The sequence below is a fragment of the Pseudomonas sp. Fl5BN2 genome (genome assembly GCF_009908205.1).
In the GTDB taxonomy this organism is placed as follows: domain Bacteria; phylum Pseudomonadota; class Gammaproteobacteria; order Pseudomonadales; family Pseudomonadaceae; genus Aquipseudomonas.
This window is the reverse complement of record NZ_JAAARL010000002.1, coordinates 192,996-214,768: the sequence shown is the minus strand read 5'-3', so window position 1 is coordinate 214,768 and position 21,773 is coordinate 192,996. Positions and strand designations below refer to the sequence as shown.

22 protein-coding genes are annotated in these 21,773 nt (G+C 60.4%); 20 read left to right on the top strand and 2 right to left on the bottom strand.

From position 1 onward, the window contains the following. The first annotated feature begins 14 nt into the window (after nucleotides 1–14). The 8 genes from GV819_RS03320 to GV819_RS03285 all read left to right on the top strand — a co-directional run bounded on the left by GV819_RS03320 (nucleotide 15) and on the right by GV819_RS03285 (nucleotide 7,064). On the top strand, nucleotides 15–200 hold the full coding sequence (locus tag GV819_RS03320; protein ID WP_161753477.1) for a Trm112 family protein: 186 nt from the start codon (nucleotides 15–17) through the stop codon (nucleotides 198–200). Next, complete coding sequence (kdsB, locus tag GV819_RS03315) at nucleotides 197–961, top strand: 3-deoxy-manno-octulosonate cytidylyltransferase (protein ID WP_161753475.1); 765 nt, start codon at nucleotides 197–199, stop codon at nucleotides 959–961. Before GV819_RS03320 ends, kdsB begins: the two co-directional genes overlap by 4 nt. Continuing rightward, entirely contained in the window at nucleotides 961–1,425 is a 465-nt protein-coding gene (locus tag GV819_RS03310) for a low molecular weight protein-tyrosine-phosphatase (protein WP_161753473.1), read from the top strand. Before kdsB ends, GV819_RS03310 begins: the two co-directional genes overlap by 1 nt. Further along, nucleotides 1,422–2,441, top strand: a complete 1,020-nt coding sequence (gene murB, locus GV819_RS03305; RefSeq protein WP_161753471.1) for a UDP-N-acetylmuramate dehydrogenase — start codon at nucleotides 1,422–1,424, stop codon at nucleotides 2,439–2,441. Before GV819_RS03310 ends, murB begins: the two co-directional genes overlap by 4 nt. A 252-nt stretch (nucleotides 2,442–2,693) precedes the next feature. Beyond that, nucleotides 2,694–3,164 carry a (2Fe-2S)-binding protein gene (locus GV819_RS03300; RefSeq protein ID WP_161753469.1) on the top strand — a complete coding sequence of 157 codons (471 nt, stop codon included), beginning with the start codon at nucleotides 2,694–2,696 and terminating at the stop codon, nucleotides 3,162–3,164. Then, nucleotides 3,161–5,476 carry a xanthine dehydrogenase family protein molybdopterin-binding subunit gene (locus GV819_RS03295; protein ID WP_161753467.1) on the top strand — a complete coding sequence of 772 codons (2,316 nt, stop codon included), beginning with the start codon at nucleotides 3,161–3,163 and terminating at the stop codon, nucleotides 5,474–5,476. The genes GV819_RS03300 and GV819_RS03295 overlap by 4 nt, the downstream gene beginning before the upstream one ends. Next, nucleotides 5,476–6,471: an XdhC family protein gene (locus GV819_RS03290; protein ID WP_161753466.1), complete on the top strand. Its 996-nt coding sequence runs from the start codon at nucleotides 5,476–5,478 to the stop codon at nucleotides 6,469–6,471. The genes GV819_RS03295 and GV819_RS03290 overlap by 1 nt, the downstream gene beginning before the upstream one ends. Then, a complete protein-coding gene (locus GV819_RS03285) occupies nucleotides 6,468–7,064 on the top strand; it encodes a nucleotidyltransferase family protein (RefSeq protein ID WP_161753464.1) in 597 nt (198 codons plus the stop codon). The genes GV819_RS03290 and GV819_RS03285 overlap by 4 nt, the downstream gene beginning before the upstream one ends. Nucleotides 7,065–7,130: 66 nt before the next feature. On the opposite strand, the gene rne is transcribed toward GV819_RS03285, so the two are convergent. Then, on the bottom strand, nucleotides 7,131–10,334 hold the full coding sequence (gene rne, locus GV819_RS03280; protein ID WP_161753462.1) for a ribonuclease E: 3,204 nt from the start codon (nucleotides 10,332–10,334) through the stop codon (nucleotides 7,131–7,133). Between the two features lie 713 nt (nucleotides 10,335–11,047). On the opposite strand from rne, the gene rluC reads away from it, so the two are divergent. From rluC to sppA, 3 genes are read left to right on the top strand one after another with little or no spacing between them, the layout of a single operon-like run. Beyond that, entirely contained in the window at nucleotides 11,048–12,004 is a 957-nt protein-coding gene (gene rluC / locus GV819_RS03275; protein WP_161753460.1) for a 23S rRNA pseudouridine(955/2504/2580) synthase RluC, read from the top strand. After that, a complete protein-coding gene (locus tag GV819_RS03270) occupies nucleotides 11,994–12,656 on the top strand; it encodes an HAD-IA family hydrolase (protein WP_161753458.1) in 663 nt (220 codons plus the stop codon). The genes rluC and GV819_RS03270 overlap by 11 nt, the downstream gene beginning before the upstream one ends. 21 nt (nucleotides 12,657–12,677) lie before the next feature. Beyond that, the gene (gene sppA / locus GV819_RS03265) at nucleotides 12,678–13,667 is read left to right on the top strand and encodes a signal peptide peptidase SppA (RefSeq protein ID WP_161753456.1); all 990 of its coding nucleotides are present in this window, start codon (nucleotides 12,678–12,680) and stop codon (nucleotides 13,665–13,667) included. Between the two features lie 55 nt (nucleotides 13,668–13,722). Here sppA and GV819_RS03260 read toward each other — a convergent pair whose 3' ends face one another. Further along, complete coding sequence (locus GV819_RS03260) at nucleotides 13,723–14,301, bottom strand: Maf family protein (RefSeq protein ID WP_161753454.1); 579 nt, start codon at nucleotides 14,299–14,301, stop codon at nucleotides 13,723–13,725. Nucleotides 14,302–14,406: 105 nt separating this feature from the next. On the opposite strand from GV819_RS03260, the gene GV819_RS03255 reads away from it, so the two are divergent. The 9 genes from GV819_RS03255 to mltG all read left to right on the top strand — a co-directional run bounded on the left by GV819_RS03255 (nucleotide 14,407) and on the right by mltG (nucleotide 21,754). After that, on the top strand, nucleotides 14,407–14,934 hold the full coding sequence (locus GV819_RS03255) for a YceD family protein (protein ID WP_161753452.1): 528 nt from the start codon (nucleotides 14,407–14,409) through the stop codon (nucleotides 14,932–14,934). Nucleotides 14,935–14,947: 13 nt separating this feature from the next. Further along, the gene (gene rpmF / locus GV819_RS03250) at nucleotides 14,948–15,130 is read left to right on the top strand and encodes a 50S ribosomal protein L32 (RefSeq protein ID WP_003179396.1); all 183 of its coding nucleotides are present in this window, start codon (nucleotides 14,948–14,950) and stop codon (nucleotides 15,128–15,130) included. Between the two features lie 3 nt (nucleotides 15,131–15,133). Further along, a complete protein-coding gene (gene plsX, locus GV819_RS03245) occupies nucleotides 15,134–16,144 on the top strand; it encodes a phosphate acyltransferase PlsX (protein ID WP_161753450.1) in 1,011 nt (336 codons plus the stop codon). Nucleotides 16,145–16,270: 126 nt separating this feature from the next. Then, nucleotides 16,271–17,209, top strand: coding sequence for an ACP S-malonyltransferase (gene fabD / locus GV819_RS03240; RefSeq protein WP_161753448.1), 939 nt, complete (start codon nucleotides 16,271–16,273; stop codon nucleotides 17,207–17,209). Between the two features lie 16 nt (nucleotides 17,210–17,225). Continuing rightward, a complete protein-coding gene (gene fabG, locus GV819_RS03235) occupies nucleotides 17,226–17,966 on the top strand; it encodes a 3-oxoacyl-ACP reductase FabG (RefSeq protein WP_161753445.1) in 741 nt (246 codons plus the stop codon). A gap of 196 nt (nucleotides 17,967–18,162) precedes the next feature. Then, complete coding sequence (gene acpP / locus GV819_RS03230; RefSeq protein WP_003175607.1) at nucleotides 18,163–18,399, top strand: acyl carrier protein; 237 nt, start codon at nucleotides 18,163–18,165, stop codon at nucleotides 18,397–18,399. A 110-nt stretch (nucleotides 18,400–18,509) separates the two neighbouring features. Further along, nucleotides 18,510–19,754, top strand: a complete 1,245-nt coding sequence (gene fabF, locus GV819_RS03225; RefSeq protein WP_161753443.1) for a beta-ketoacyl-ACP synthase II — start codon at nucleotides 18,510–18,512, stop codon at nucleotides 19,752–19,754. Next, entirely contained in the window at nucleotides 19,754–20,569 is an 816-nt protein-coding gene (gene pabC / locus GV819_RS03220) for an aminodeoxychorismate lyase (RefSeq protein WP_161753441.1), read from the top strand. The genes fabF and pabC overlap by 1 nt, the downstream gene beginning before the upstream one ends. Before the next feature lie 3 nt (nucleotides 20,570–20,572). Next, entirely contained in the window at nucleotides 20,573–21,754 is a 1,182-nt protein-coding gene (gene mltG / locus GV819_RS03215) for an endolytic transglycosylase MltG (protein ID WP_161753439.1), read from the top strand. Nucleotides 21,755–21,773 lie beyond the last annotated feature (19 nt).

The following is a 21,773-nucleotide window of genomic DNA, read 5'->3' as shown; positions in this document are numbered from 1 at the left end:
TTCAGGGAATCCTCATGGACACCAAACTGCTCGACATCCTTGCTTGCCCGATCTGCAAAGGTCCCCTCAAACTCAGCGCCGACAAGACCGAGCTGATCAGCAAGGGCGCCGGCCTGGCCTATCCGATTCGTGATGGCATCCCGGTGATGCTGGAAACCGAGGCCCGCACCCTGACCACCGAAGAGCGTCTGGACAAATGAGCAACGCCTTTACCGTGGTCATCCCGGCGCGTTTTGCCTCTACCCGCCTGCCGGGCAAGCCCCTGCAGCTGATCGCCGGCAAGCCGATGATCCAGTGGGTCTGGGAGCAGGCCTGCAAGAGCAGCGCCGAGCGGGTAGTGGTGGCCACCGATGACCAGCGCATCGTCGAGGCTTGCCAGGGTTTTGGTGCTGAGGCAGTACTGACCCGGGAAGATCACAACTCCGGTACCGACCGCTTGGCGGAAGTCGCCGGCAAGCTCGGCCTGGCCGCGGATGCAATCGTGGTCAATGTCCAGGGCGACGAACCGTTGATCCCGCCGGCTGTGATCGATCAGGTGGCGGCCAACCTGGCGGCGCACACCGAGGCGCGCATGGCCACCCTGGCCGAGCCGATCGAGGATGTAGAGACCCTGTTCAATCCGAACGTGGTCAAGGTGGTCAGTGATCTCAACGGCCTGGCGCTGACCTTTAGTCGCGCCACCTTGCCCTGGGCACGGGATGCCTTTGCCAAGCGTCGTGACGAGCTGCCGCAAGGCGTGCCTTATCGCCGTCATATCGGCATCTACGCCTACCGCGCCGGCTTTCTCCATGACTTCGTCAGTTGGGGCCCGTGCTGGCTGGAAAACACCGAGTCTCTGGAGCAGTTGCGTGCCTTGTGGCACGGCGTGCGGATTCACGTTGCCGATGCCCTGGAAGCACCGCCCACGGGCGTTGATACCGCCGAAGACCTTGAGCGCGTTCGGCGCTTGCTGGAGGCCTGATGCAGGTTCTGTTCGTCTGCCTGGGCAATATCTGTCGTTCACCCACCGCTGAAGGCGTGCTACGCCGCAAGTTGCGTGATGCTGGCCTTGCTGACCAGGTCCAGGTGGCGTCTGCCGGCACCAGCGACTGGCATGTCGGCAAGGCGCCGGATACGCGCAGCCAGCATGCGGCGTTGCAGCGTGGTTACGACCTCTCGGCGCAACGGGCGCAGCAGGTCAGCAGTGCCGATTTTGCGCGCTATGACCTGATCTTCGCCATGGACCAGAGCAACCTGCGTAATCTCAAGGCCTTGCAGCCAGCCCGGGGCAAGGCCGAACTGGATCTGTTCCTGCGCCGCTACGAGGCGCCGTTGGACGAGGTCCCGGATCCCTATTACGACGGTGAGCAGGGCTTCGAGCAGGTACTGGATTTGATCGAGAGCGCCTGTGATCGGCTGGTGATCGAATTGAAGGGGCGGTTATGACCCTGCACCTTCAGTCCGATGTGTCCCTCAAGCCGTTCAACAGCTTCGGGGTCGAGGTCAGAGCTCGGTTGTTCGCTCAGGCTCACAACGATGACGACGTGCGTGAGGCGCTGGCCTATTGTGCCGAGCAGCAGTTGCCGCTGCTGGTGATCGGCGGTGGCAGCAACCTGCTGCTGACGGCGGATATCCAGGCCCTGGTGTTGCGCATGGCCAGCCGTGGCATTCGCCTGCTCAGTGATGACGGGCAGCGGGTGGTGGTGGAGGCCGAGGCCGGTGAGACCTGGCATCCCTTTGTCCAGTGGACCCTCGAGCAGGGCTTGTCCGGGTTGGAGAACCTCAGCTTGATCCCCGGTACGGTCGGCGCTGCGCCGATGCAGAACATCGGTGCCTATGGGGTCGAGATCAAGGACGTGTTCGCTGGCTTGACCGCCCTTGACCGGCAGACCGGTGAATTGCGGGACTTCGATCTGGCGCAGTGCCAGTTCGCTTACCGTGACAGCCTGTTCAAGCACCAGGCAGGTCGCTGGCTGATCCTGCGGGTACGTTTTGCCCTGAACCGTGTCGATCACCTGCGCCTTGAATACGGTCCGGTGCGTCAGCGCCTGAGCGAGCAGGGCATCGAGCGACCTACCGCCAGCGACGTCAGTCGGGCGATCTGTGGTATCCGCAGCGAAAAACTGCCGGACCCAGCGGTGCTCGGCAATGCCGGCAGTTTCTTCAAGAATCCGGTGGTATCGGCAGTGTTGGCAGCGCAGATCAAGCAGTCGCACCCGGGGCTGGTGGGTTATCCCCAAGCCGACGGACGAGTGAAGCTGGCTGCCGGCTGGTTGATCGAGCAGGCAGGCTGGAAGGGTTTCCGTGACGCGGATGCCGGGGTCCATCGCCTGCAATCCTTGGTGCTGGTCAACTACGGCACGGCCACTGGTTTGCAACTGCTTGAACTGGCACGGCGGATTCAGCGGGATATCGCCGAGCGGTTCGGCGTCGAGCTGGAGATGGAGCCCAACCTTTATTAGGCATGGTCCGCTGATAGCGCTTTCAGGAATCATCAAGAGCCTTGCCCGGCTGACGTTCGGGCAAGGCTTTTTTGTTAATTGCGGCTTAACTTAGCAAGCCAAGAATGCAATGTTTGTTCTTCTCAAAGGCCCAGTGAAGCCCAGCCTTCATAAGAGAGCCTGATTAGCCTGAGCCGATCTGCGTGCACCGCAGCCGCGGTATTGCGCGGCAGATGGCTTGACCCCATCACCTCACAGAATGCGGGCGTGCCCATGATTACCCTGAAGCTCAACGGTCAAGATCATCCACTGGACGTTACCGAGGACATGCCGCTGTTGTGGGTAATCCGCGACGTGGCGGGCTACAACGGCACCAAGTTCGGCTGCGGCATGGGCCTGTGCGGTGCCTGCACAATCCACATCGACGGTTCCCCGGCACGCAGCTGCATCACCCCGATCGGCTCGGTGCAGGGCAAGAACGTCAGCACCATCGACAACCTGCACACCGATCCGGTGGGGCAGGTGGTGCAACAGGCGTGGCTCGATACGGCGGTGGCCCAGTGCGGTTACTGCCAGGGCGGGCAGATCATGTCCGCCACTGCCTTGCTCAAGACTCACCCCAATCCCAGCGACGAGCAGATCGAAGAAGCGATGCTTGGCAATATCTGTCGCTGCGGTACCTACAACCGGATCAAGACTGCGATCCGCCGGGCGTCCAGCCATCTGCAGGAGGCCAAGGCATGAACCGTTTACCGAGTGATTTTGCCCTCGGCAACCTGAGTCGTCGGGGCTTTCTCAAAGGCGTGGGCGCCACCGGGGCCCTGGTGCTGGCGGCCAGTTGGGGGTGGCAGGACGCATTCGCCGAGGACAAGAAGTTCGGTGCCGATGGCATGCCCCATGGTTGGGTCGATGATCCCAAGGTTTATGTGAGCATCGCCGCTGACGGCAGCGTGACTGTGGTCTGCAATCGCTCGGAAATGGGCCAGGGCGTGCGCACCAGCCTGAGCATGGTGGTGGCCGACGAACTGGACGCTGACTGGGCGCTGGTCAAGGTCAGCCAGGCACCGGGGGACGAGGTGCGTTTTGGCAACCAGGACACCGACGGCTCCCGCAGCATGCGCCACTGGTATGAACCCATGCGCCGTTGCGGTGCTGCGGCGCGGGCGATGTTGGAGCAGGCGGCCGCCGAACAGTGGCAGGTACCGCTGGCGGAATGCCGGGCGCAGTTGCACAAGGTTGTTCACCAGCCCACGGGGCGTGAGCTGGGTTATGGCGCCCTGGCCGTTGCAGCAGGGGCTTTGGCAGTCCCGGCGCAAGACAGCTTGCGACTGAAGCAGCCTGCGGAGTTTCGCTATATCGGCAAGGAGGCCGCCCGCGCGATTGATGGGCAGGACATCGTCAATGGGCGCGCGGTGTACGGCGCGGATGTGCATTTTGACGGCATGCTGTTCGCGGCAGTGGCCCGTCCCCGGGTTTATGGCGGCACGGTCAAGTCCGTCGATGACAGTGCGGCGCTGAAGGTTCCGGGGGTGATCAAGGTCATGCCCATTGACAGTCGTCCTCTGCCTTCCGAGTTCCAGCCCCTGGGCGGCGTGGCCGTGGTGGCGAGCAATACCTGGGCGGCGATCAAGGGCCGCGATGCGTTGCTGATCGAGTGGGACGACGGGGTCAATGCCGGTTACAACTCCATTGAGTACCGCAAGGCGCTGGAGGCGGCGGCGCAAAAACCGGGCAAGGTGGTGCGCAGCACCGGAAGTCTCGATGAGGCTCTGGGGAGTGCTGAGAGCAGCCTGGAGGCGACCTATTACCTGCCGCACCTGGCCCAGGCACCGATGGAGCCGATGGTCGCCGTGGCCCGCTTCGAGGGGGGGCGATGTGAGGTCTGGGCGCCGAGTCAGGCGCCTCAGGTTACCCGTGAGCGGATTGCCGAGAGGCTGGGAATAGGCTTTGAGCAGGTCACTGTGAATGTCACCTTGTTGGGTGGTGGCTTTGGTCGCAAATCCAAGCCGGACTTCATTCTTGAGGCGGCGATCCTGGCCAAGGCGTTTCCCGGCAAGGCGGTGCGGGTGCAATGGACCCGGGAAGACGATATCCACAACTCCTACTTTCATACGGTGTCGGCGGAGTACCTCAAGGCCGGGCTGAACAAGGACGGCATGCCAGTGGCGTGGCTGCATCGCACCGTGGCGCCGAGTATCACCGCGTTGTTCGCCCCGGGGATGAACCATGAGGGCGCCTTCGAACTGGGGATGGGCTTCACCAACATGGCCTATGCGATTCCCAACGTGCGCCTGGAGAATCCTGAGGCCGTCGCTCATACCCGGGTCGGTTGGTACCGTTCGGTGTCGAACATTCCCCATGGCTTCGCCATCCAGAGCTTTGTCGATGAACTGGCTCATAAAGCCGGCCAGGACTCGTTGCAGTACCAGCTCAAGTTGTTGGGGGCGGATCGTCAGATTGATCCGCGAACCTTGAGCGAAGAGTGGAACTACGGTGAATCCCCCGAGCGCTATCCCATCGATACCGGGCGTCTGCGCGCGGTGCTCGAAACCGCGGCCAAGGCTGCCGGTTGGGGGCGCTCTCTGGCCAAGGGGCGAGGTCTGGGGCTGGCGGTGCATTACAGTTTCGTGACCTATGTAGCGGCGGTGATCGAGGTGGAGGTCAAGGAAGATGGCACGTTGATCGTGCACCAGGCCGATATCGCCGTGGATTGTGGTCCGCAGATCAACCCCGAACGTATCCGCTCGCAGTTCGAGGGTGCCTGCGTCATGGGCTTGGGCAATGCGGTGCTGGGGGAAATCAGCTTCAAGGACGGCAAGGTCCAGCAGGACAACTTCCATATGTATGAAGTGGCGCGCATGTCCCTGGCGCCGAAACAGGTGCAGGTGCATCTGGTCACGCCACCAGGGGATGTGCCGTTGGGCGGTGTCGGTGAGCCTGGCGTGCCGCCCATTGCGCCGGCGCTGTGCAACGCGATCTTCGCGGCTACCGGCAAGCGTATTCGCAACCTGCCGGTGCGCTACCAGCTGCAGGGCTGGCGGCAGGGGAGCGCCTGATGGACAGCGTCGACCTGAATGTCCTGCGCAGTGTCCTGGAATGGCGCCGTGCCGGGCGGGCGGTGGTGCTTTATACCGTGGTTCAGACTTGGGGCAGTGCACCCCGCCCACCGGGAGCCATGCTGGCCTTGCGCGATGATGGGGTGGTGATCGGCTCGGTGTCTGGCGGTTGTATCGAGGACGACCTGATTACGCGCCAGGGACGTGAGCGCTTGCTCGGGGCTGGGCCACCAGTGCAGTTGGTGACCTATGGCGTGACCCTGGAGGAGGCGGCGCGTTTCGGTCTGCCATGCGGTGGTACTTTGCGCCTGACTGAAGAGCCGGTCGGCGATCCGGGTTGGGTTGCTGAGTTGCTGGAGCGTTGCGAGGCGCATCAGATCGTGGCTCGGGAGTTAAGCCTGAGCAGTGGTGAGGTACAGCTCAAGGCGGCAAGCAAGACCGATGAACTGGCGTTTGACGGACTTACCTTGCGGGCGATTTACGGGCCGCGCTGGCGTCTGCTGCTGATCGGCGCGGGGCAGTTGTCCCGGTATGTGGCGCAAATGGCTCGCTTGCTGGATTTCGAGGTATTGGTCTGCGACCCGCGACAGGAGTTTGTTCACGGCTGGGACGACCGGGATGGCCGATTTGTTGCCGGCATGCCTGACGATGCGGTGTTGAGTATCGAGCCTGACGAGCGTACTGCTGTGGTCGCCTTGACCCATGATCCGCGTCTGGATGACATGGCCCTGCTGACGGCGCTCGATTCCCGGGCGTTTTATGTCGGAGCCCTGGGGTCTCGGGCCAACACTCGCAAGCGCCGAGGCCATCTGGCTCTGCTGGGTTTGTCGGAGCAAGCCATTGAGCGTTTGCACGGGCCGGTTGGCCTGCATATCGGCAGTCATACGCCGGCGGAGATCGCGTTGTCGCTGATGGCAGAAATCGTAGCGATCAAGAATGGCGTTGAGCTCTTGCAAAAGAAGTCGCTGCTGCGAGTCGGCGAGGCTACGACGTGAGCCCAGCGCCAAGTGCAGTCATTCTGGCGGCAGGGCAGGGCCGTCGTTATCGCCAGGCGGCGGGGGCTGATCAGGACAAGTTGCTGGCACCTTGTCGAGGGCGTGATGGCGTGGTGCGTTCTGTATTGGAACAGGTGCTGGTCAATCTGCCTGCGCAAGTGCTTCGGCGAGTGCTGGTAACCACTGCGGATCGACCGCAGGTGGCGGATCTGGCGCGGGCCTACGGCTGCCAGGTGTTGTTGCTGGATTCTGCCGGGATGGGGCATAGCCTGGCGGCGGCGGTCGCTGCTTGTGCCGATGCCGATGGCTGGCTGGTGTTGCTGGGAGATATGCCCTTTATCTTGCCCTCTACGGTGAGGCAGGTGATCGAGGCGCTAACCGAGGACGGTATCAGCGTGCCACGGCTGGGTGCTGATCTGGGGCATCCGGTGGGGTTCGGCCGGGCCTATGGTGCAGCGTTGCAAGGCTTGTCCGGTGATCGCGGTGCCAGGCTCCTGTTCGCTTCGGGGAGCGTGATCGAGGTGCCGGTGACGGATCCGGGCGTGGTATGGGATGTGGACCTGCCCCAGGCATTGATCTATCGGGATCGTTGAATCGTACAGAGATAAAAAAAGCCCCGCCCGGTTACCCGGGCGGGGCTTTTTCATTGGCCGATGGAATCAGGCGAGAGGTTTAGGCTCGTGCTGTTCTTCCTCGGTGTGTACTGCGTGCTCAACTGCGTGCTCGACAGCGTGTGGAGCCTCGACCACTGGGGCCGGTTGCTCTGCCACAGGCTCTGCGGTTGGTGCAGCTTCAGCCACTTCGACAGGAGCAGGAGCGGCCTCGACGACCACTGGTGCTTCTACCGGAGCGGGCTCGGCAGCGACCACAGCGGCCACCGGGGCGGCAGCGGCAGCTAGTTCGGCTTCCTTCTGCAGGCGCTCGGCTTCACGCTTGCGACGACGCACTTCACGTGGGTCGTTAGGTGCACGGCCGTTGCTGGTCAGGGCACTGGCCGGAGCCGCCTCGACCACCGGAGCTGGAGCTTCGGCAACTACAGGGGCTACAACCGGAGCAGGTTCTTCAACCTGAGCTGGCTGCTGGGCAACCACAGGTTGCTCGACTGCTACAGGCTCAGCAGCAGGGGCTGGAGCTTCCTGAGTCGGCGCGCTGGTTTTTTCTTCAGCGACTGGTGCTTGAACCGCAGGTTCTGCAGGCTGTTCGGCAACCACTGGCTGAGCTTCGACAACTACCGCTGGTTCGGCAGCAGCTTCAACCTGGGCGGGCTCTTCAACAACTGGAGCGACCTCGATTGCCGGGGCAGCAGCTGCTTCCACCGGTGTTGTAGCTTCGACTGCAGGCGCTTCTGGAGCCTGCTCTGCAGCGGTAGCGGTAGCGCGTTCGGCTTGCTGGTGCGCTTCGGCTGCAGTGTTGGCGATGCTGGCAACGCTAGTGGTAGCCGCCAGGCCTGTGGCCAGATCGGCGCTGCTTGGCTCTTCGGCGTTTTCTTCCGAGCCTTCGATCTCATTGCCGTTGGCATCACGCTGACGCTCGCGACGGTTGCTGCGACGACGCTGGCCGCGGGAGCGACGACGTGGACGTTCGCCTTCGGCGTTGTCCTGGCCATCTTCCTGCAATTGCTCTTCGTTCGGCAGAGCTTCTTCTTCGCTGATGTCTGCGGCTTGAGCCTGCTCGGCACGTGGTTGACGCTCTTCACGTGGCGGACGCGGCTGGCGCTCTTCACGAGGCTGGCGAGCCGGACGTTCTTCGGCAACAGCAACTGCTGCGGTAGCGGCGGCTGCAGCTGGAGCGGCATCCAGAGGCTCACGCAGTTCGCGAACGCGCTCTTCACGCTCACCGCGTGGCTTGCGATCTTCACGAGGGGCACGTGGTTGACGTTCTTCACGCGGTGCACGTGGTGCACGCTCTTCGCGGGCTACGCTTTGAACTTCTTCACGGGCTTCGCGAGCTTCACGTGGCTGGCGCTCTTCCCGTGGTGCGCGTTCTTCACGCGGAGCACGTTCTTCGCGTGGCTTACGCTCTTCATCGCGGCGACCGTTACGGTTGCGGCTCTGTTGGCGGCCATTGCGACGTTGTTCTTCATTGCTGCGAGGTGCGCGCTCGGTCACTGGCTTTTCGACCACAACTGGAGCCGCTGGCTCTTCCTTGGTGGCGAACAGGCTGACCAGGGACTTCACCAGGCCTTTGAACAGGCTTGGCTCAGCAATAACCGGAGCTGGGGCGGCTACTGGAGCAGGCGCTTCGGTTGGTACTGGTGCATTGGCGCGGGCCGGTGCGGTCTTCACTGCCGCTTCCTGGCGAACCAGGGTGCGGGTAGCGGCGACAGGCTGAACTTCCTCGGTCTCGGCAGCGGCAGCAGCGATTTCGTAGCTGGACTGGTTGGTGCTGGCTTCCGGGCTGTCATCGCGCAGACGCTGAACTTCGAAGTGCGGAGTTTCGAGGTGGTCGTTCGGCAGAATGACGATGCGAGCACGGGTACGCAGTTCGATCTTGGTGATCGAGTTGCGTTTTTCGTTAAGCAGGAAGGCTGCAACCGGAATCGGAACTTGGGCGCGGACTTCGGCGGTGCGGTCTTTCAGGGCTTCTTCTTCGATCAGGCGCAGGATCGCCAGGGACAGCGACTCGACGTCCCGGATGATGCCGGTGCCGTTGCAGCGAGGGCAGACGATGCCGCTGCTTTCGCCCAGGGACGGACGCAGGCGCTGACGAGACATTTCCAGCAAGCCGAAGCGCGAAATGCGGCCGATCTGCACGCGAGCGCGGTCGGCTTCCAGGCATTCGCGGACTTTCTCTTCCACGGCGCGCTGGTTCTTGGCTGGGGTCATGTCGATGAAGTCGATGACGATCAGGCCACCGATGTCCCGCAGACGCAGTTGGCGAGCGATTTCTTCCGCTGCTTCCAGGTTGGTCTGCAGAGCGGTTTCCTCGATGTCGCTGCCTTTGGTGGCGCGCGCCGAGTTGATGTCGATGGACACCAGGGCTTCGGTCGGGTCGATGACGATGGAGCCGCCGGAAGGCAGTTCGACCACACGCTGGAAAGCGGTCTCGATCTGGCTTTCGATCTGGAAACGGTTGAACAGCGGAACGCTGTCTTCGTAGAGCTTGATCTTGCTGGCGTACTGCGGCATCACCTGGCGGATGAAGGTCAGGGCTTCGTCCTGGGCTTCAACGCTGTCGATCAGCACTTCGCCGATGTCCTGGCGCAGGTAGTCGCGGATCGCGCGGATGATCACGTTGCTTTCCTGGTAGATCAGGAATGGCGCGGAGCGATCCAGGGACGCTTCCTTGATGGCGGTCCAGAGTTGCAGCAGGTAGTCGAGGTCCCACTGCATTTCTTCGCTGCTGCGGCCCAGGCCGGCAGTGCGCACGATCAGACCCATGTCGGCAGGTGCTACCAGGCCGTTCAGGGCTTCACGCAGTTCGTTGCGTTCTTCGCCTTCGATGCGACGGGAGATGCCGCCGGCACGCGGGTTGTTCGGCATCAGTACCAGGTAACGACCTGCCAGGCTGATGAAGGTGGTCAGGGCTGCACCCTTGTTGCCACGCTCTTCTTTCTCGACCTGAACGATGACTTCCTGGCCTTCGCTCAGGACGTCTTTAATGTTGACGCGGCCTTCGGGGGCTTTCTTGAAGTATTCGCGGGAGATTTCTTTAAGGGGCAGGAAGCCGTGGCGCTCAGAGCCGAAATCGACAAAGGCAGCCTCGAGGCTAGGTTCGATACGAGTGATTCGGCCTTTATAGATGTTGGCCTTTTTCTGCTCGCGTGCACCGGACTCGATGTCCAGATCGTAGAGGCGCTGGCCGTCTACCAGAGCAACACGCAACTCTTCGGGTTGAGTTGCGTTAATCAGCATTCTTTTCATGTAGTACCGTCGGTTTCCGGGCTGCCGGAAACGGCGTTCGGCACACACGACTTCTCACGGTCGGTGTCAGGTGCGTCAGGAGTGGTTGTCCACTCGAGTGTCTGGCGAGAATCATCCAAGTAACAAGGACGAAGTCGCGACTCACGCGTCCTGCTTGCTGTGGTGACTAAGGCACCGCTTAAGCAAAAGTCTGTCAGGAGGAGGAATCAACCGGCAACTGTGGACGAGATGAAGCGTCTTGATAAAGCCTAATGCTACACAGTCCGACGGTTGTGCATCTCCACCCTACACGTATCCCTGATAATTCGGGTGCTGCCGCGCGCAGAATCCGCAGCGGGTTGGCATTTACCGTGAACTCCGAAAGGGGAGGTCACGCATCATGGCTAAAGGCATTGTTTCCACAACCTTCGCTTGGGGTTGTTAGTCGCTGACTGCACTTTGTGAACTGGCCGTTAATCGCTGCGTAAAAGGCGAGTGATCACTCTGCTTTCTACGGGTTTCAGGCCTCATGTCACCTGCGCTTGTTACAACGTCAAACTCTTCCGGTATGTAGCGAGAGCTGCGTAGGACGGCCTTGCGCCCTTATGAATTGCGTTGGTCAGGGCCGGCTAGTTGCCGCTGTTCCGCTGTCCAGCCGCTTTTGGCGGCGTTCGCGACTATAGCAGCAATCATTAAGTGCTTCAAATCCATAAAAAATTGTTATCATTCGCGGTATGACGACTACTGCCCCCTCGACCCCTGGCGTTCAATTGCTTGAGGTCTCGCCGGAATATGCCGGCCAACGTATTGATAACTTCCTTCTTGCTCGGCTCAAAGGCGTGCCCAAGACCTTGATTTATCGCATTTTGCGCAAAGGCGAAGTGCGAGTGAACAAGGGTCGGATCAAGCCTGAGTACAAGCTGCAGGCCGGTGATGTGGTGCGCGTGCCGCCGGTGCGCGTGCCTGAGCGCGATGAGCCGGTGCCTTTGGCCCAAGGGTTGTTGCAGCGCCTGGAAGCCTCGATTGTCTTCGAAGATAAGGCTCTGATTGTGATCAACAAGCCGGCCGGCATTGCCGTGCATGGCGGCAGCGGCTTGAACTTCGGGGTGATCGAGGCCTTTCGGCAGTTGCGCCCGGATACCAAGGAGCTGGAGCTGGTGCATCGCCTTGACCGTGATACTTCCGGCCTGCTGATGATTGCGAAAAAACGCAGCATGTTGCGCCATCTGCACGCTGCGTTGCGCGGCGATGGTGTGGACAAGCGTTATATGGCTTTGGTCCGTGGCCACTGGACGACTGCGGTGAAGCAGGTGCGCGCGCCGCTGCTCAAGAGCAACCTGCGTTCCGGTGAGCGCATGGTGGAGGTCAATGAGGAGGGTAAGGAGGCCTTGACGATGTTCAAGGTGCTGCGCCGCTTCGGTGATTTCGCCACCATGGTTGAGGCCAAGCCGGTAACTGGGCGGACTCACCAGATTCGTGTGCACACCTTGCATGCCGGACATTGCATCGCCGGTGACAGCAAGTACGGCGATGATGACTTTACTCGCGAGATTCGCGATCTGGGCGGTAAGCGTCTGTTTCTCCATGCCTATATGTTGACGGTGCCGCTGCCGGATGGTGGTGAGTTGAAGTTGCAGGCTCCGGTGGATGAAATGTGGGCCAAAACCGTGGAGCGCCTGAGTGCACCCTGATTACAAGCTGCTGATCTTTGACTGGGACGGCACTCTGGCGGATTCCATTGGTCGGATTGTCGAGTCGATGCATGTGTCTGCCGATCGCTCCGGTTTCCCGCGTCGGGATGACTTTTCCGTCAAAGGCATCATTGGCCTCGGCTTGCCGGAGGCGATTCGGACCTTGTATCCAGAAATTGATGACGAGCAAGTGATTGCCTTTCGTCAGCGCTACGCCGATCACTACATGGCGCTTGATGCCGAGCCTTCGCCCTTGTTTGCTGGGGTGGCGCGGTCTCTCGAAGCGTTCAGGGGTGAGGGTTATCATCTTGCGGTCGCCACCGGCAAGGCGCGGCGGGGGCTGGATAGAGTGTTGAAGGCTCATGGTTGGGAGGGGTATTTCGATATTACCCGGGCCGCCGATGAAACCGCCAGCAAGCCTCATCCGTTGATGCTGGAGGAAATTCTTGCTCATTGCGGTGTCGAGCCTCGGCAGGCATTGATGGTCGGGGATTCGTCCTTTGATCTGTTGATGGCGCGCAACGCTGGCATGGATTCGGTTGCCGTGAGCTACGGCGCTCAATCCATTGAGGCCTTGCAGGCATTCGAGCCGCGATTGTCCATTGATCATTTTCCTGAACTGCATGCCTGGCTTAGCCAGGGTGCTGATTAAGTTTTTGCTGGGGTAGCAGGCATGACCGACGAATGGAAAGCGCCAAGCAAGTCGGGCGCTGAAGGTGCTGATGATAAAAGCTGGAAGCTGTTGGAAAAGACTCTGCTGGCCGGTGTTCAGGAGCAGCGTCGCTCGCGTCGCTGGGGGATCTTTTTCAAGCTGTTGACCTTTGTCTATCTGTTTGTGGCGCTGGCGCTGTTCACGCCGCTGATGACCATGGAAAAGAATGCCACTCGTGGTGGTAGCTACACCGCTGTAATCGATGTCACTGGAGTGATTGCCGATAAGGAATCTGCCAGTGCCGACAATATTGTTGGTAGTTTGCGTACTGCTTTCGACGATCCCAAGGTCAAGGGTATTGTCCTGCGCATCAATAGTCCTGGTGGCAGTCCGGTGCAGTCTGGCTACGTATATGATGAAATTCGTCGGTTGCGGGCATTGCACAAGGACACTCTGGTCTACGCGGTTATCTCCGATCTAGGGGCGTCCGGCGCCTATTATATCGCCAGTGCGGCTGACCAGATCTACGCTGACAAGGCGAGCCTGGTGGGCTCTATTGGTGTGACGGCTGCTGGTTACGGTTTTGTTGGGGCCATGGAAAAGCTGGGGGTCGAGCGCCGAACCTATACCTCGGGTGAGCACAAGTCGTTCCTTGATCCGTTCCAGCCACAGAAGCCCGAAGAGACTCAGTTTTGGCAGAGTGTGCTGGACACTACCCATCGTCAGTTCATTGCCAGCGTCAAGCAGGGGCGTGGCGACCGCCTCAAGGACAAGGATCACCCTGAGCTGTTCTCGGGGTTGGTGTGGTCAGGCGAGCAGGCGCTGCAATTGGGGTTGATCGACGGTCTGGGCAATACCAGTTCGGTGGCGCGAGACGTGATTGGCGAGAAGGAAGTGGTGGACTTCACTGTTCAGGAGTCACCGTTCGATCGCTTCTCGAAGAAGCTCGGTGCTAGTGTGGCTGAGCAGATCGCAATGTGGATGGGGTTTCAGGGGCCGACCTTGCGCTGATCGGGTGGTATTGAACAAAAAGAGCCGGCCTGAGTGCCGGCTTTTTTATGTTCGCTCATGGGATCTCCACGCCTTCGGCGAGCAGCATGTCCACCAGGCGGATCAGTGGCAGGCCGACCAGGCTGGTGGCGTCGCTGCCTTCGGTGCTCTGGAATAGACTGACCCCTAGGCCTTCCGCTTTGAAGCTGCCAGCGCAGTCAAAGGGTTGCTCTGCGTGTAGATAGCGCTCGATGCGGGTGCTATCAAGGGTGCGCATGTTGACCGTAAAGGGGATGCAGTCGACCTGGTATCGGCCGGTCTGGCTGTTGAGCAGTGCTAGGCCAGTGAGAAAGGTCACGCTGGCGCCGCTGGCGTCCAGCAGCTGTTGGCGAGCCTTGTCGAAGGTATGGGGCTTGCCGATGATTTGCGACCCCAGCACCGCGACCTGGTCCGAGCCGATGATCAGGTGCGCCGGATGTGTGTCGGCAAGGGCGCGGGCCTTTGCCTCGGCCAGGCGTTTCACCAGTGCTATGGCGGTCTCGCCTGGGCGGTGGCTTTCGTCGATATCAGGAGAGCTGCAGGTGAAGGGTAGTTGCAGGCGGGACAGTAATTCCCGGCGATAGACCGAGCTTGAAGCGAGTAATAAAGGCAGCATGCGCATCTCCTGAGGCAGGGTCGGAATTCTAGCGGGGCTTGCAAGTGACGGACAGGCTTGAATTTCCTTTGACATGGCTGGGGGCATCCCTATAATGCTGCGCCTATGTTGAATGACCCGATTCCACCTCACGTTGACCCGCGCAAATTGGCTGATCGTGGCACCACCCTTCAAGGTGAACTGCTGCTGGCCGATTTGGAGAGACTCTGCGACCCGCTTTCCGACAATGTCGGTACGGTGCAGGCTAAATTCGTTTTCGAGCGTGACGAGCGTAAAGCTGTGGTTATTCACAGCTGCATCGACGTCGAAGTCAAAATGGTTTGCCAGCGTTGTCTTGAGCTGGTCACCCTGCCGATCCACAGTGAGTGCAGTTACGCTGTGGTGAAGGAGGGTGCGAATACCCAGTCGTTGCCGAAAGGTTATGACGTGCTGGAACTGGGCGAAGATCCTTTGGATCTGCAGGCATTGGTCGAGGAAGAGCTTTTGCTTGCCTTGCCAATCGTGCCTGCTCATCATCCGGAAGAATGCCAGCAGCCGGGAGGGCTCGAAGAGCCCGAACCGAGCGAGGACGAGGTAACGCGGTCCAACCCGTTCAGTGTATTGGCGCAGTTAAAGCGTGACCCAAACGTTTAGGAGTTAATCAATTATGGCTGTTCAGCAGAACAAAAAATCCCGCTCTGCCCGTGACATGCGTCGTTCCCACGACGCCCTCGAGGCTAGCACCCTGTCCGTAGAAAAGACCACTGGTGAAGTTCACCTGCGTCACCACGTATCGCCAGAAGGCGTATACCGTGGTCGTAAAGTGATCGACAAGGGCGCTGACGAGTAATCCTTGTCCGCTCAAGTCATCGCGATTGACGCAATGGGCGGGGACTTCGGTCCCCGCAGCATTGTTCAGGCCAGTATTGCTTGCCTGTCTGCTACCCCCTCGCTGCATCTGACCCTGGTGGGTCAACCCTCTCTCCTTGAAGAACTGATTTCCGGCCAATCGGCTGTGGACCGCTCGCGCCTGTCAATTACCCCGGCAAGCGAAGTGATCACCATGGACGAAAAGCCAGCCCAGGCCCTGCGTGGCAAGCCAGACTCTTCGATGCGGGTGGCGCTTGAGCTGCTGCGCGATGACAAGGTCCAGGCCTGTGTCAGTGCCGGCAATACCGGGGCGCTGATGGCGCTGTCGCGTTACGTGTTGAAAACCCTGCCCGGTATTGATCGTCCGGCGATGGTGGCGGCTATTCCGACTCAGCGTGGTTACTGCCAATTGCTCGATCTGGGGGCCAACGTCGACTGCAGTGCCGAGCACTTGTTGCAGTTTGCAATCATGGGCTCGGTGGCGGCAGAAACCCTGGGCATTGTGCGACCGCGAGTGGCATTGCTGAATATCGGTACCGAAGACATCAAGGGCAACCAGCAGGTCAAGCTGGCGGCGAGTCTGCTGCAGCAAGCCCGCGGTTTGAACTACATCGGCTTTGTCGAGGGTGATGGGCTGTATCGCGGTGAGGCCGACGTGGTGGTGTGCGACGGGTTTGTTGGCAATATCCTGCTCAAGTCCAGCGAGGGTCTGGCCACCATGATTGCTGCTCGTATCGAGGCGCTGTTCAGGCAGAATCTGTTGTCGCGGGTCGTGGGCGCGCTGGCGATGCCGTTGATGCGTCGGTTGCAGGCGGATCTGGCGCCGGCCCGGCATAACGGTGCAAGTTTTCTCGGGTTGCAGGGGATTGTGGTGAAAAGCCACGGTTCGGCAGGAGTGCAGGGGTTTCAAAGTGCCATTCAGCGGGCGCTGATCGAGATTCAGGAAGACTTGCCGAGACGTCTGCATGGGCGTCTTGAAGACTTGTTGCTTTAGGCGTTTTTCCTGTGGAGTGCTTAAATGTGACCGCTCAGTTCAATTCGCCATCCAACTGTCAGTTTCTTGCGTCCACCGCGGTGTGACGTCAATTCTCCGACGACAAGATCATTAGGGGCTTGTTACATGTCTGCATCCCTCGCATTCGTCTTTCCAGGGCAGGGCTCGCAGTCCCTCGGCATGTTGGCCGAGTTGGGCGCGCAGTACCCGTTGGTCCTCGAAACCTTCAAAGAAGCCTCCGATGCTCTGGGCTACGACCTCTGGGCGTTGACCCAGCAAGGTCCTGAAGAGCTGCTCAATCAAACCGATAAAACCCAGCCTGCGATCCTTACCGCTTCCATTGCCTTGTGGCGTGTGTGGCTGGCTGAGGGGGGCGCGCGCCCGGCCTTTGTTGCCGGTCATAGTCTGGGCGAGTACAGCGCCCTGGTGGCCGCAGGCAGTCTGACTTTGGCCGAAGCGGTCAAGTTGGTGGAGCGTCGTGGCCAGTTGATGCAAGAAGCTGTGCCTGCGGGGCAGGGCGGTATGGCGGCGATTCTCGGCCTGGACGACGCTGATGTGGTGGCGGCCTGCGTCGAAGCGGCTCAGGGTGAAGTAGTCAGCGCGGTGAACTATAACTCCCCGGGCCAGGTGGTGATCGCCGGTGCCAAGGCGGCGGTGGAGCGGGCTATTGAAGGCTGCAAGGCTCGTGGCGCCAAGCGCGCCATGCCGCTGCCAGTCAGCGTGCCGTCCCATTGCGAGCTGATGCGCCCGGCAGCTGAGCGTTTCGCTGAGTCGATCGCGGCGATCAACTGGCAGGCGCCGCAGATTCCATTGGTACAGAACGTCAGCGCTGCGGTAGCGGCTGATCTGGATACCCTCAAGCGCGACTTGCTGGAGCAGTTGTACAAGCCAGTGCGCTGGGTCGAGTCGGTGCAGGCCCTGGCGGCCAATGGCGCCACTCAGTTGGTCGAGTGTGGCCCGGGTAAAGTCCTGGCCGGCCTCAACAAGCGCTGCGCCGAAGGCGTGTCGACCTCTAACCTGAATACCCCAGATGCTTTCGCTGCTGCCCGTGCAGCGTTGGCCTGAACTAGGAGAAGCTTGCATGAGTCTGCAAGGTAAAGTTGCACTGGTGACCGGCGCCAGCCGCGGTATCGGCCAGGCCATCGCGCTTGAGTTGGGGCGTATGGGTGCGATCGTGGTAGGTACTGCCACTTCCGCCTCGGGGGCCGAGCGCATTGCTGCCACCCTCAAGGAAAACGGCATTCAAGGCACTGGCCTTGAGCTCAACGTCACCAGCGATGAGTCCGTGGCTGCAGTCCTGGCCAGCATCAGCGAGCAGTTCGGTGCGCCGACGATCCTGGTGAACAACGCCGGTATCACCCGCGACAACCTGATGATGCGCATGAAAGATGACGAGTGGTACGACGTAGTCGATACCAACCTCAATAGTCTGTTTCGCCTGTCCAAGGGCGTTCTGCGCGGCATGACCAAGGCTCGTTGGGGTCGAATTATCAGTATTGGCTCGGTAGTGGGTGCCATGGGCAACGCTGGCCAAGTAAACTACGCCGCCGCCAAGGCCGGTCTGGAAGGTTTCAGCCGTGCTCTGGCGCGTGAAGTCGGTTCGCGGTCGATCACTGTGAATTCGGTGGCTCCAGGTTTTATCGATACCGATATGACCCGTGAGCTGCCGGAAGCGCAGCGTGAAGCCCTGCTGACACAAATTCCGCTGGGTCGTCTGGGTCAGGCTCAAGAGATCGCGCAAGTGGTCGCTTTTCTGGCGTCGGACGGTGCGGCCTACGTTACCGGGGCTACAATCCCGGTCAACGGCGGGATGTATATGTAAGTCAAATGTGACGGATTGCTTCAAAAAAATGTCATACGAGCTGTCTAAAATCCGTTATAAAGCTGCAATCTATTTATAGGCAGATGGCCAAAGGGTTTGAGGAGCAAAGCTTTCAGTTGAAAAGCTGAAAAGTCTTTCTATACACTTACCCACTGGCCAGCTGCCTGAATTTGTCCATTAGGAGTGAAAACAAGGTATGAGCACCATCGAAGAGCGCGTCAAGAAAATCGTTGCTGAGCAACTGGGCGTTAAAGAAGAAGAAGTTGTGAACACCGCTTCCTTCGTTGAAGACCTGGGTGCCGACTCCCTTGACACCGTTGAGCTGGTGATGGCTCTGGAAGAGGAATTCGAGACCGAAATCCCTGACGAAGAAGCTGAAAAAATCACTACCGTTCAAGCAGCTATCGACTACGTTACTAGCCACCAGGCTTAATCGTTTGTAGTCGTCTTTTGCTGTCATGGAAAAACCGCACTGCCGTTACGGCGTGCGGTTTTTTCTTTAGGCCTGATACAAAGTGTCGTCATTAGAAAAAGGAGAGTGCTGTGTCGCGTAGACGCGTCGTAGTCACCGGTATGGGTATGTTGTCGCCATTGGGTACGGATGTACCGAGTAGCTGGCAGGGCATTCTGGCTGGCCAAAGTGGCATCGGTCTGATCGAGCACACCGACCTTTCTGCCTATTCCACCCGTTTTGGCGGCTCGGTAAAGGGCTTCAATGTCGAGGAGTACTTGTCGGCCAAAGAGGCTCGCAAACTCGACCTGTTCATTCAATACGGTCTGGCGGCCGGGTTTCAGGCGGTGCGCAATTCCGGCCTGGAAGTCACTGATGCCAATCGTGAGCGCATCGGCGTGGCCATGGGGTCGGGTATTGGTGGTTTGACCAATATCGAAGAAACCAGTCGCACCCTGCATGATTCCGGCCCGCGACGGATTTCTCCGTTCTTCGTGCCTGGCTCGATCATCAATATGATTTCCGGTTTCCTGTCCATCCATCTGGGTGCCCAGGGGCCGAACTACGCAATTTCCACGGCCTGTACCACTGGTACTCATTGCATTGGCATGGCCGCACGCAACATTGCCTACGGCGAAGCCGACGTGATGATTGCCGGCGGCGCTGAAATGGCTGCCTGTGGTCTGGGTATGGGCGGCTTCGGCGCGTCCCGTGCATTGTCGACCCGCAATGACGAGCCGACTCGTGCCAGTCGTCCGTGGGACAAGGGGCGTGACGGCTTCGTGCTGTCCGATGGTGCCGGTGCGTTGGTCCTGGAGGAGCTGGAGCATGCCAAGGCCCGTGGTGCCACGATCTACGCCGAACTGATTGGCTTCGGCATGAGCGGTGATGCCTATCACATGACCTCGCCGCCAGCCGATGGCGCCGGTGCCGCTCGCTGTATCGCCAACGCCTTGCGCGACGCCAAGCTCAATGTCGACCAGGTGCAGTACATCAACGCCCATGGCACTTCGACGCCTGCCGGCGATCTGGCGGAGTCCGCGGCGATCAAGAGCGTGTTCGGCGATCATGCCTACAAGCTCGCGATCAGCTCCACCAAGTCCATGACCGGTCACCTTCTGGGTGCCGCCGGGGCCATCGAGGCAATCTTCAGCGTGCTGGCGATCAACAGCCAGGTGGCGCCGCCGACCATCAACCTGGATGAGCCGGATGAGGGTTGTGACCTTGATTTCGTGCCGCACACTGCGCGCAGCATGGACATCGATGTGGTTCTATCCAACTCCTTCGGCTTTGGTGGCACCAACGGTTCCCTGGTGTTCCGCCGGTTCTCCGAGTAATGCACAGCTGGGTCGACGGTCAGCCGGCTGACACATCGTCGCTCAGGGACCGTGGCCTGGCCTACGGTGATGGTCTGTTCGAGACCATCGCGGTCAAATCTGGACGGCCGCAACTGTTGGAGCGGCATCTGCAGCGCCTGGCTGAAGGTTGCCGGCGTCTGGCGCTCACTGCGGATCAGTCACTGATTCGCAGTGAAGTGCTGGCCTATGCGGCGGCTCTGGGGGATGGCGTACTCAAGCTGATCCTCACTCGGGGCGACAGCCTGCGAGGGTATGCCGCCGATCCAGCGGCTACCGCGCGGCGGATTCTCCTGGGCAGCGCATTCCCGATCTATCCGCCGGCCCATGCCGAGGAGGGGGTTCGTCTGTTTCCCTGCGCTACGCGTCTGTCCGAGCAGCCGCTATTGGCGGGTCTCAAGCACCTCAATCGCCTGGAGCAGGTTTTGGCCCGTGCTGAATGGCGCGACGCCGAGCATGCCGAAGGCTTGATGCTGGATGCCGCCGAGAGAGTGGTCGAGGGTGTGTTCAGCAACCTGTTCCTGATCAGTCAGGGGCGTCTGCTGACGGCGGATCTGAGCCGCTGTGGCGTAGCCGGGGTGATGCGGGCTGAAATATTGTTTCAGGCCGAGTCACAGGGCATCCCTACACAAGTCGCCGATATCAGTCTTGTTCAGCTGGAGCAGGCGGATGAAGTGTTCGTCTGCAACAGCGTCTATGGCATCTGGCCGGTACGTGCCTGCGCCGGGATGAGCTGGTCGGCAGGACCGCTCACCCGTAAACTGCAGGTCATTACCCGTGCACTACTGGATGCTTGATTCGTGAGACGTAAATTACTGCTCCTGCTGGAAACCGGACTGGTCCTGGCAGGGCTGCTGTTGGGCGCGAGTGCCTGGAAACTGTACTCGGCCCTGGACCAACCGCTGAACCTGAGCCAGGAACAATTGCTCGATGTTCCTGCTGGATCTACCCCCACTGGCACCTTCAATCGTCTGCAAGCCGACGGAGTGATCAAGGATGCGTTGTGGCTACGCCTGTATTGGCGCTTCAATCTGCCGGGCCAGCCTCTGCACAGCGGTGAGTACCGCATGACCCCCGGCATGACTGCCGAAGGGCTGATCGGCCTCTGGCAGCGTGGCGAAGTGGTGCAATACAGCCTGACTCTGGTGGAGGGGTGGAACTTTCGCCAGGTGCGCAACGCGTTGGCCAAAAGTGACAAGTTGCAACAGACCCTGGTCGGCCTCAGTGACAGCCAGGTGATGGAAAAACTCGGGCATGCCGGAGTGTTTCCCGAGGGGCGTTTCTTTCCCGATACCTATCGTTTCGTGCGAGGCATGACGGATGCCGAGCTTCTGGAAAAAGCCTACGACCGCCTGGATGATGTGCTGGCCAAGGAGTGGAGCAAGCGTGCGGATAATGCGCCCTATAACGACCCCTATCAGGCGTTGATCATGGCGTCGCTGGTGGAAAAGGAAACCGGCGTACCTCAGGAACGCGGGCAGATCGCCGGAGTGTTCGTGCGGCGCATGCAGATCGGCATGCTGCTGCAGACCGATCCGACGGTCATCTATGGCCTGGGGGAGCGGTACACCGGCAAGCTGACCCGGGCGCATCTCAAGGAGGCCACGCCCTACAACACCTACGTGATTGCTGGGTTACCGCCGACACCGATTGCCATGGTCGGGCGCGAAGCGATTCATGCGGCGCTCAATCCGGTGCCGGGCAAGAGCCTGTATTTTGTTGCCCGGGGTGATGGCAGTCATGTGTTCTCCGACGATCTGGATGCTCATAACAGCGCTGTGCGCGAGTTCCAGCTCAAGCGTCGTGCCGACTATCGCTCCAGCCCTGCGCCTGCAACCAGCCCGGTGGCTCCCGAGGCTACGAGTCCAGCACCGGCGGTCACGCCGGAAGTTGCTCCGCCCAGCATGCCGGATGCACCGTCAGTGCCGGTCGTGACTCCTGCGCCCAGCGAGCTCGAGCCTGTGCCGAAAAGCCCGCAATGACTTTGATTAAGGACTGCCT

What these genes read in the sequence shown, in the direction of transcription:
- GV819_RS03255 (WP_161753452.1), top strand. Translation starts at nt 14,407, where the DNA reads ATGTTGAATGACCCGATTCCACCTCACGTTGACCCGCGCAAATTGGCT.
- murB (WP_161753471.1), top strand. Translation starts at nt 1,422, where the DNA reads ATGACCCTGCACCTTCAGTCCGATGTGTCCCTCAAGCCGTTCAACAGC.
- sppA (WP_161753456.1), top strand. Translation starts at nt 12,678, where the DNA reads ATGACCGACGAATGGAAAGCGCCAAGCAAGTCGGGCGCTGAAGGTGCT.
- fabD (WP_161753448.1), top strand. Translation starts at nt 16,271, where the DNA reads ATGTCTGCATCCCTCGCATTCGTCTTTCCAGGGCAGGGCTCGCAGTCC.
- rpmF (WP_003179396.1), top strand. Translation starts at nt 14,948, where the DNA reads ATGGCTGTTCAGCAGAACAAAAAATCCCGCTCTGCCCGTGACATGCGT.
- GV819_RS03310 (WP_161753473.1), top strand. Translation starts at nt 961, where the DNA reads ATGCAGGTTCTGTTCGTCTGCCTGGGCAATATCTGTCGTTCACCCACC.
- rluC (WP_161753460.1), top strand. Translation starts at nt 11,048, where the DNA reads ATGACGACTACTGCCCCCTCGACCCCTGGCGTTCAATTGCTTGAGGTC.
- GV819_RS03295 (WP_161753467.1), top strand. Translation starts at nt 3,161, where the DNA reads ATGAACCGTTTACCGAGTGATTTTGCCCTCGGCAACCTGAGTCGTCGG.
- GV819_RS03260 (WP_161753454.1), bottom strand. Translation starts at nt 14,301, where the DNA reads ATGCTGCCTTTATTACTCGCTTCAAGCTCGGTCTATCGCCGGGAATTA.
- fabG (WP_161753445.1), top strand. Translation starts at nt 17,226, where the DNA reads ATGAGTCTGCAAGGTAAAGTTGCACTGGTGACCGGCGCCAGCCGCGGT.
- pabC (WP_161753441.1), top strand. Translation starts at nt 19,754, where the DNA reads ATGCACAGCTGGGTCGACGGTCAGCCGGCTGACACATCGTCGCTCAGG.
- kdsB (WP_161753475.1), top strand. Translation starts at nt 197, where the DNA reads ATGAGCAACGCCTTTACCGTGGTCATCCCGGCGCGTTTTGCCTCTACC.
- rne (WP_161753462.1), bottom strand. Translation starts at nt 10,334, where the DNA reads ATGAAAAGAATGCTGATTAACGCAACTCAACCCGAAGAGTTGCGTGTT.
- GV819_RS03320 (WP_161753477.1), top strand. Translation starts at nt 15, where the DNA reads ATGGACACCAAACTGCTCGACATCCTTGCTTGCCCGATCTGCAAAGGT.
- acpP (WP_003175607.1), top strand. Translation starts at nt 18,163, where the DNA reads ATGAGCACCATCGAAGAGCGCGTCAAGAAAATCGTTGCTGAGCAACTG.
- GV819_RS03300 (WP_161753469.1), top strand. Translation starts at nt 2,694, where the DNA reads ATGATTACCCTGAAGCTCAACGGTCAAGATCATCCACTGGACGTTACC.
- GV819_RS03290 (WP_161753466.1), top strand. Translation starts at nt 5,476, where the DNA reads ATGGACAGCGTCGACCTGAATGTCCTGCGCAGTGTCCTGGAATGGCGC.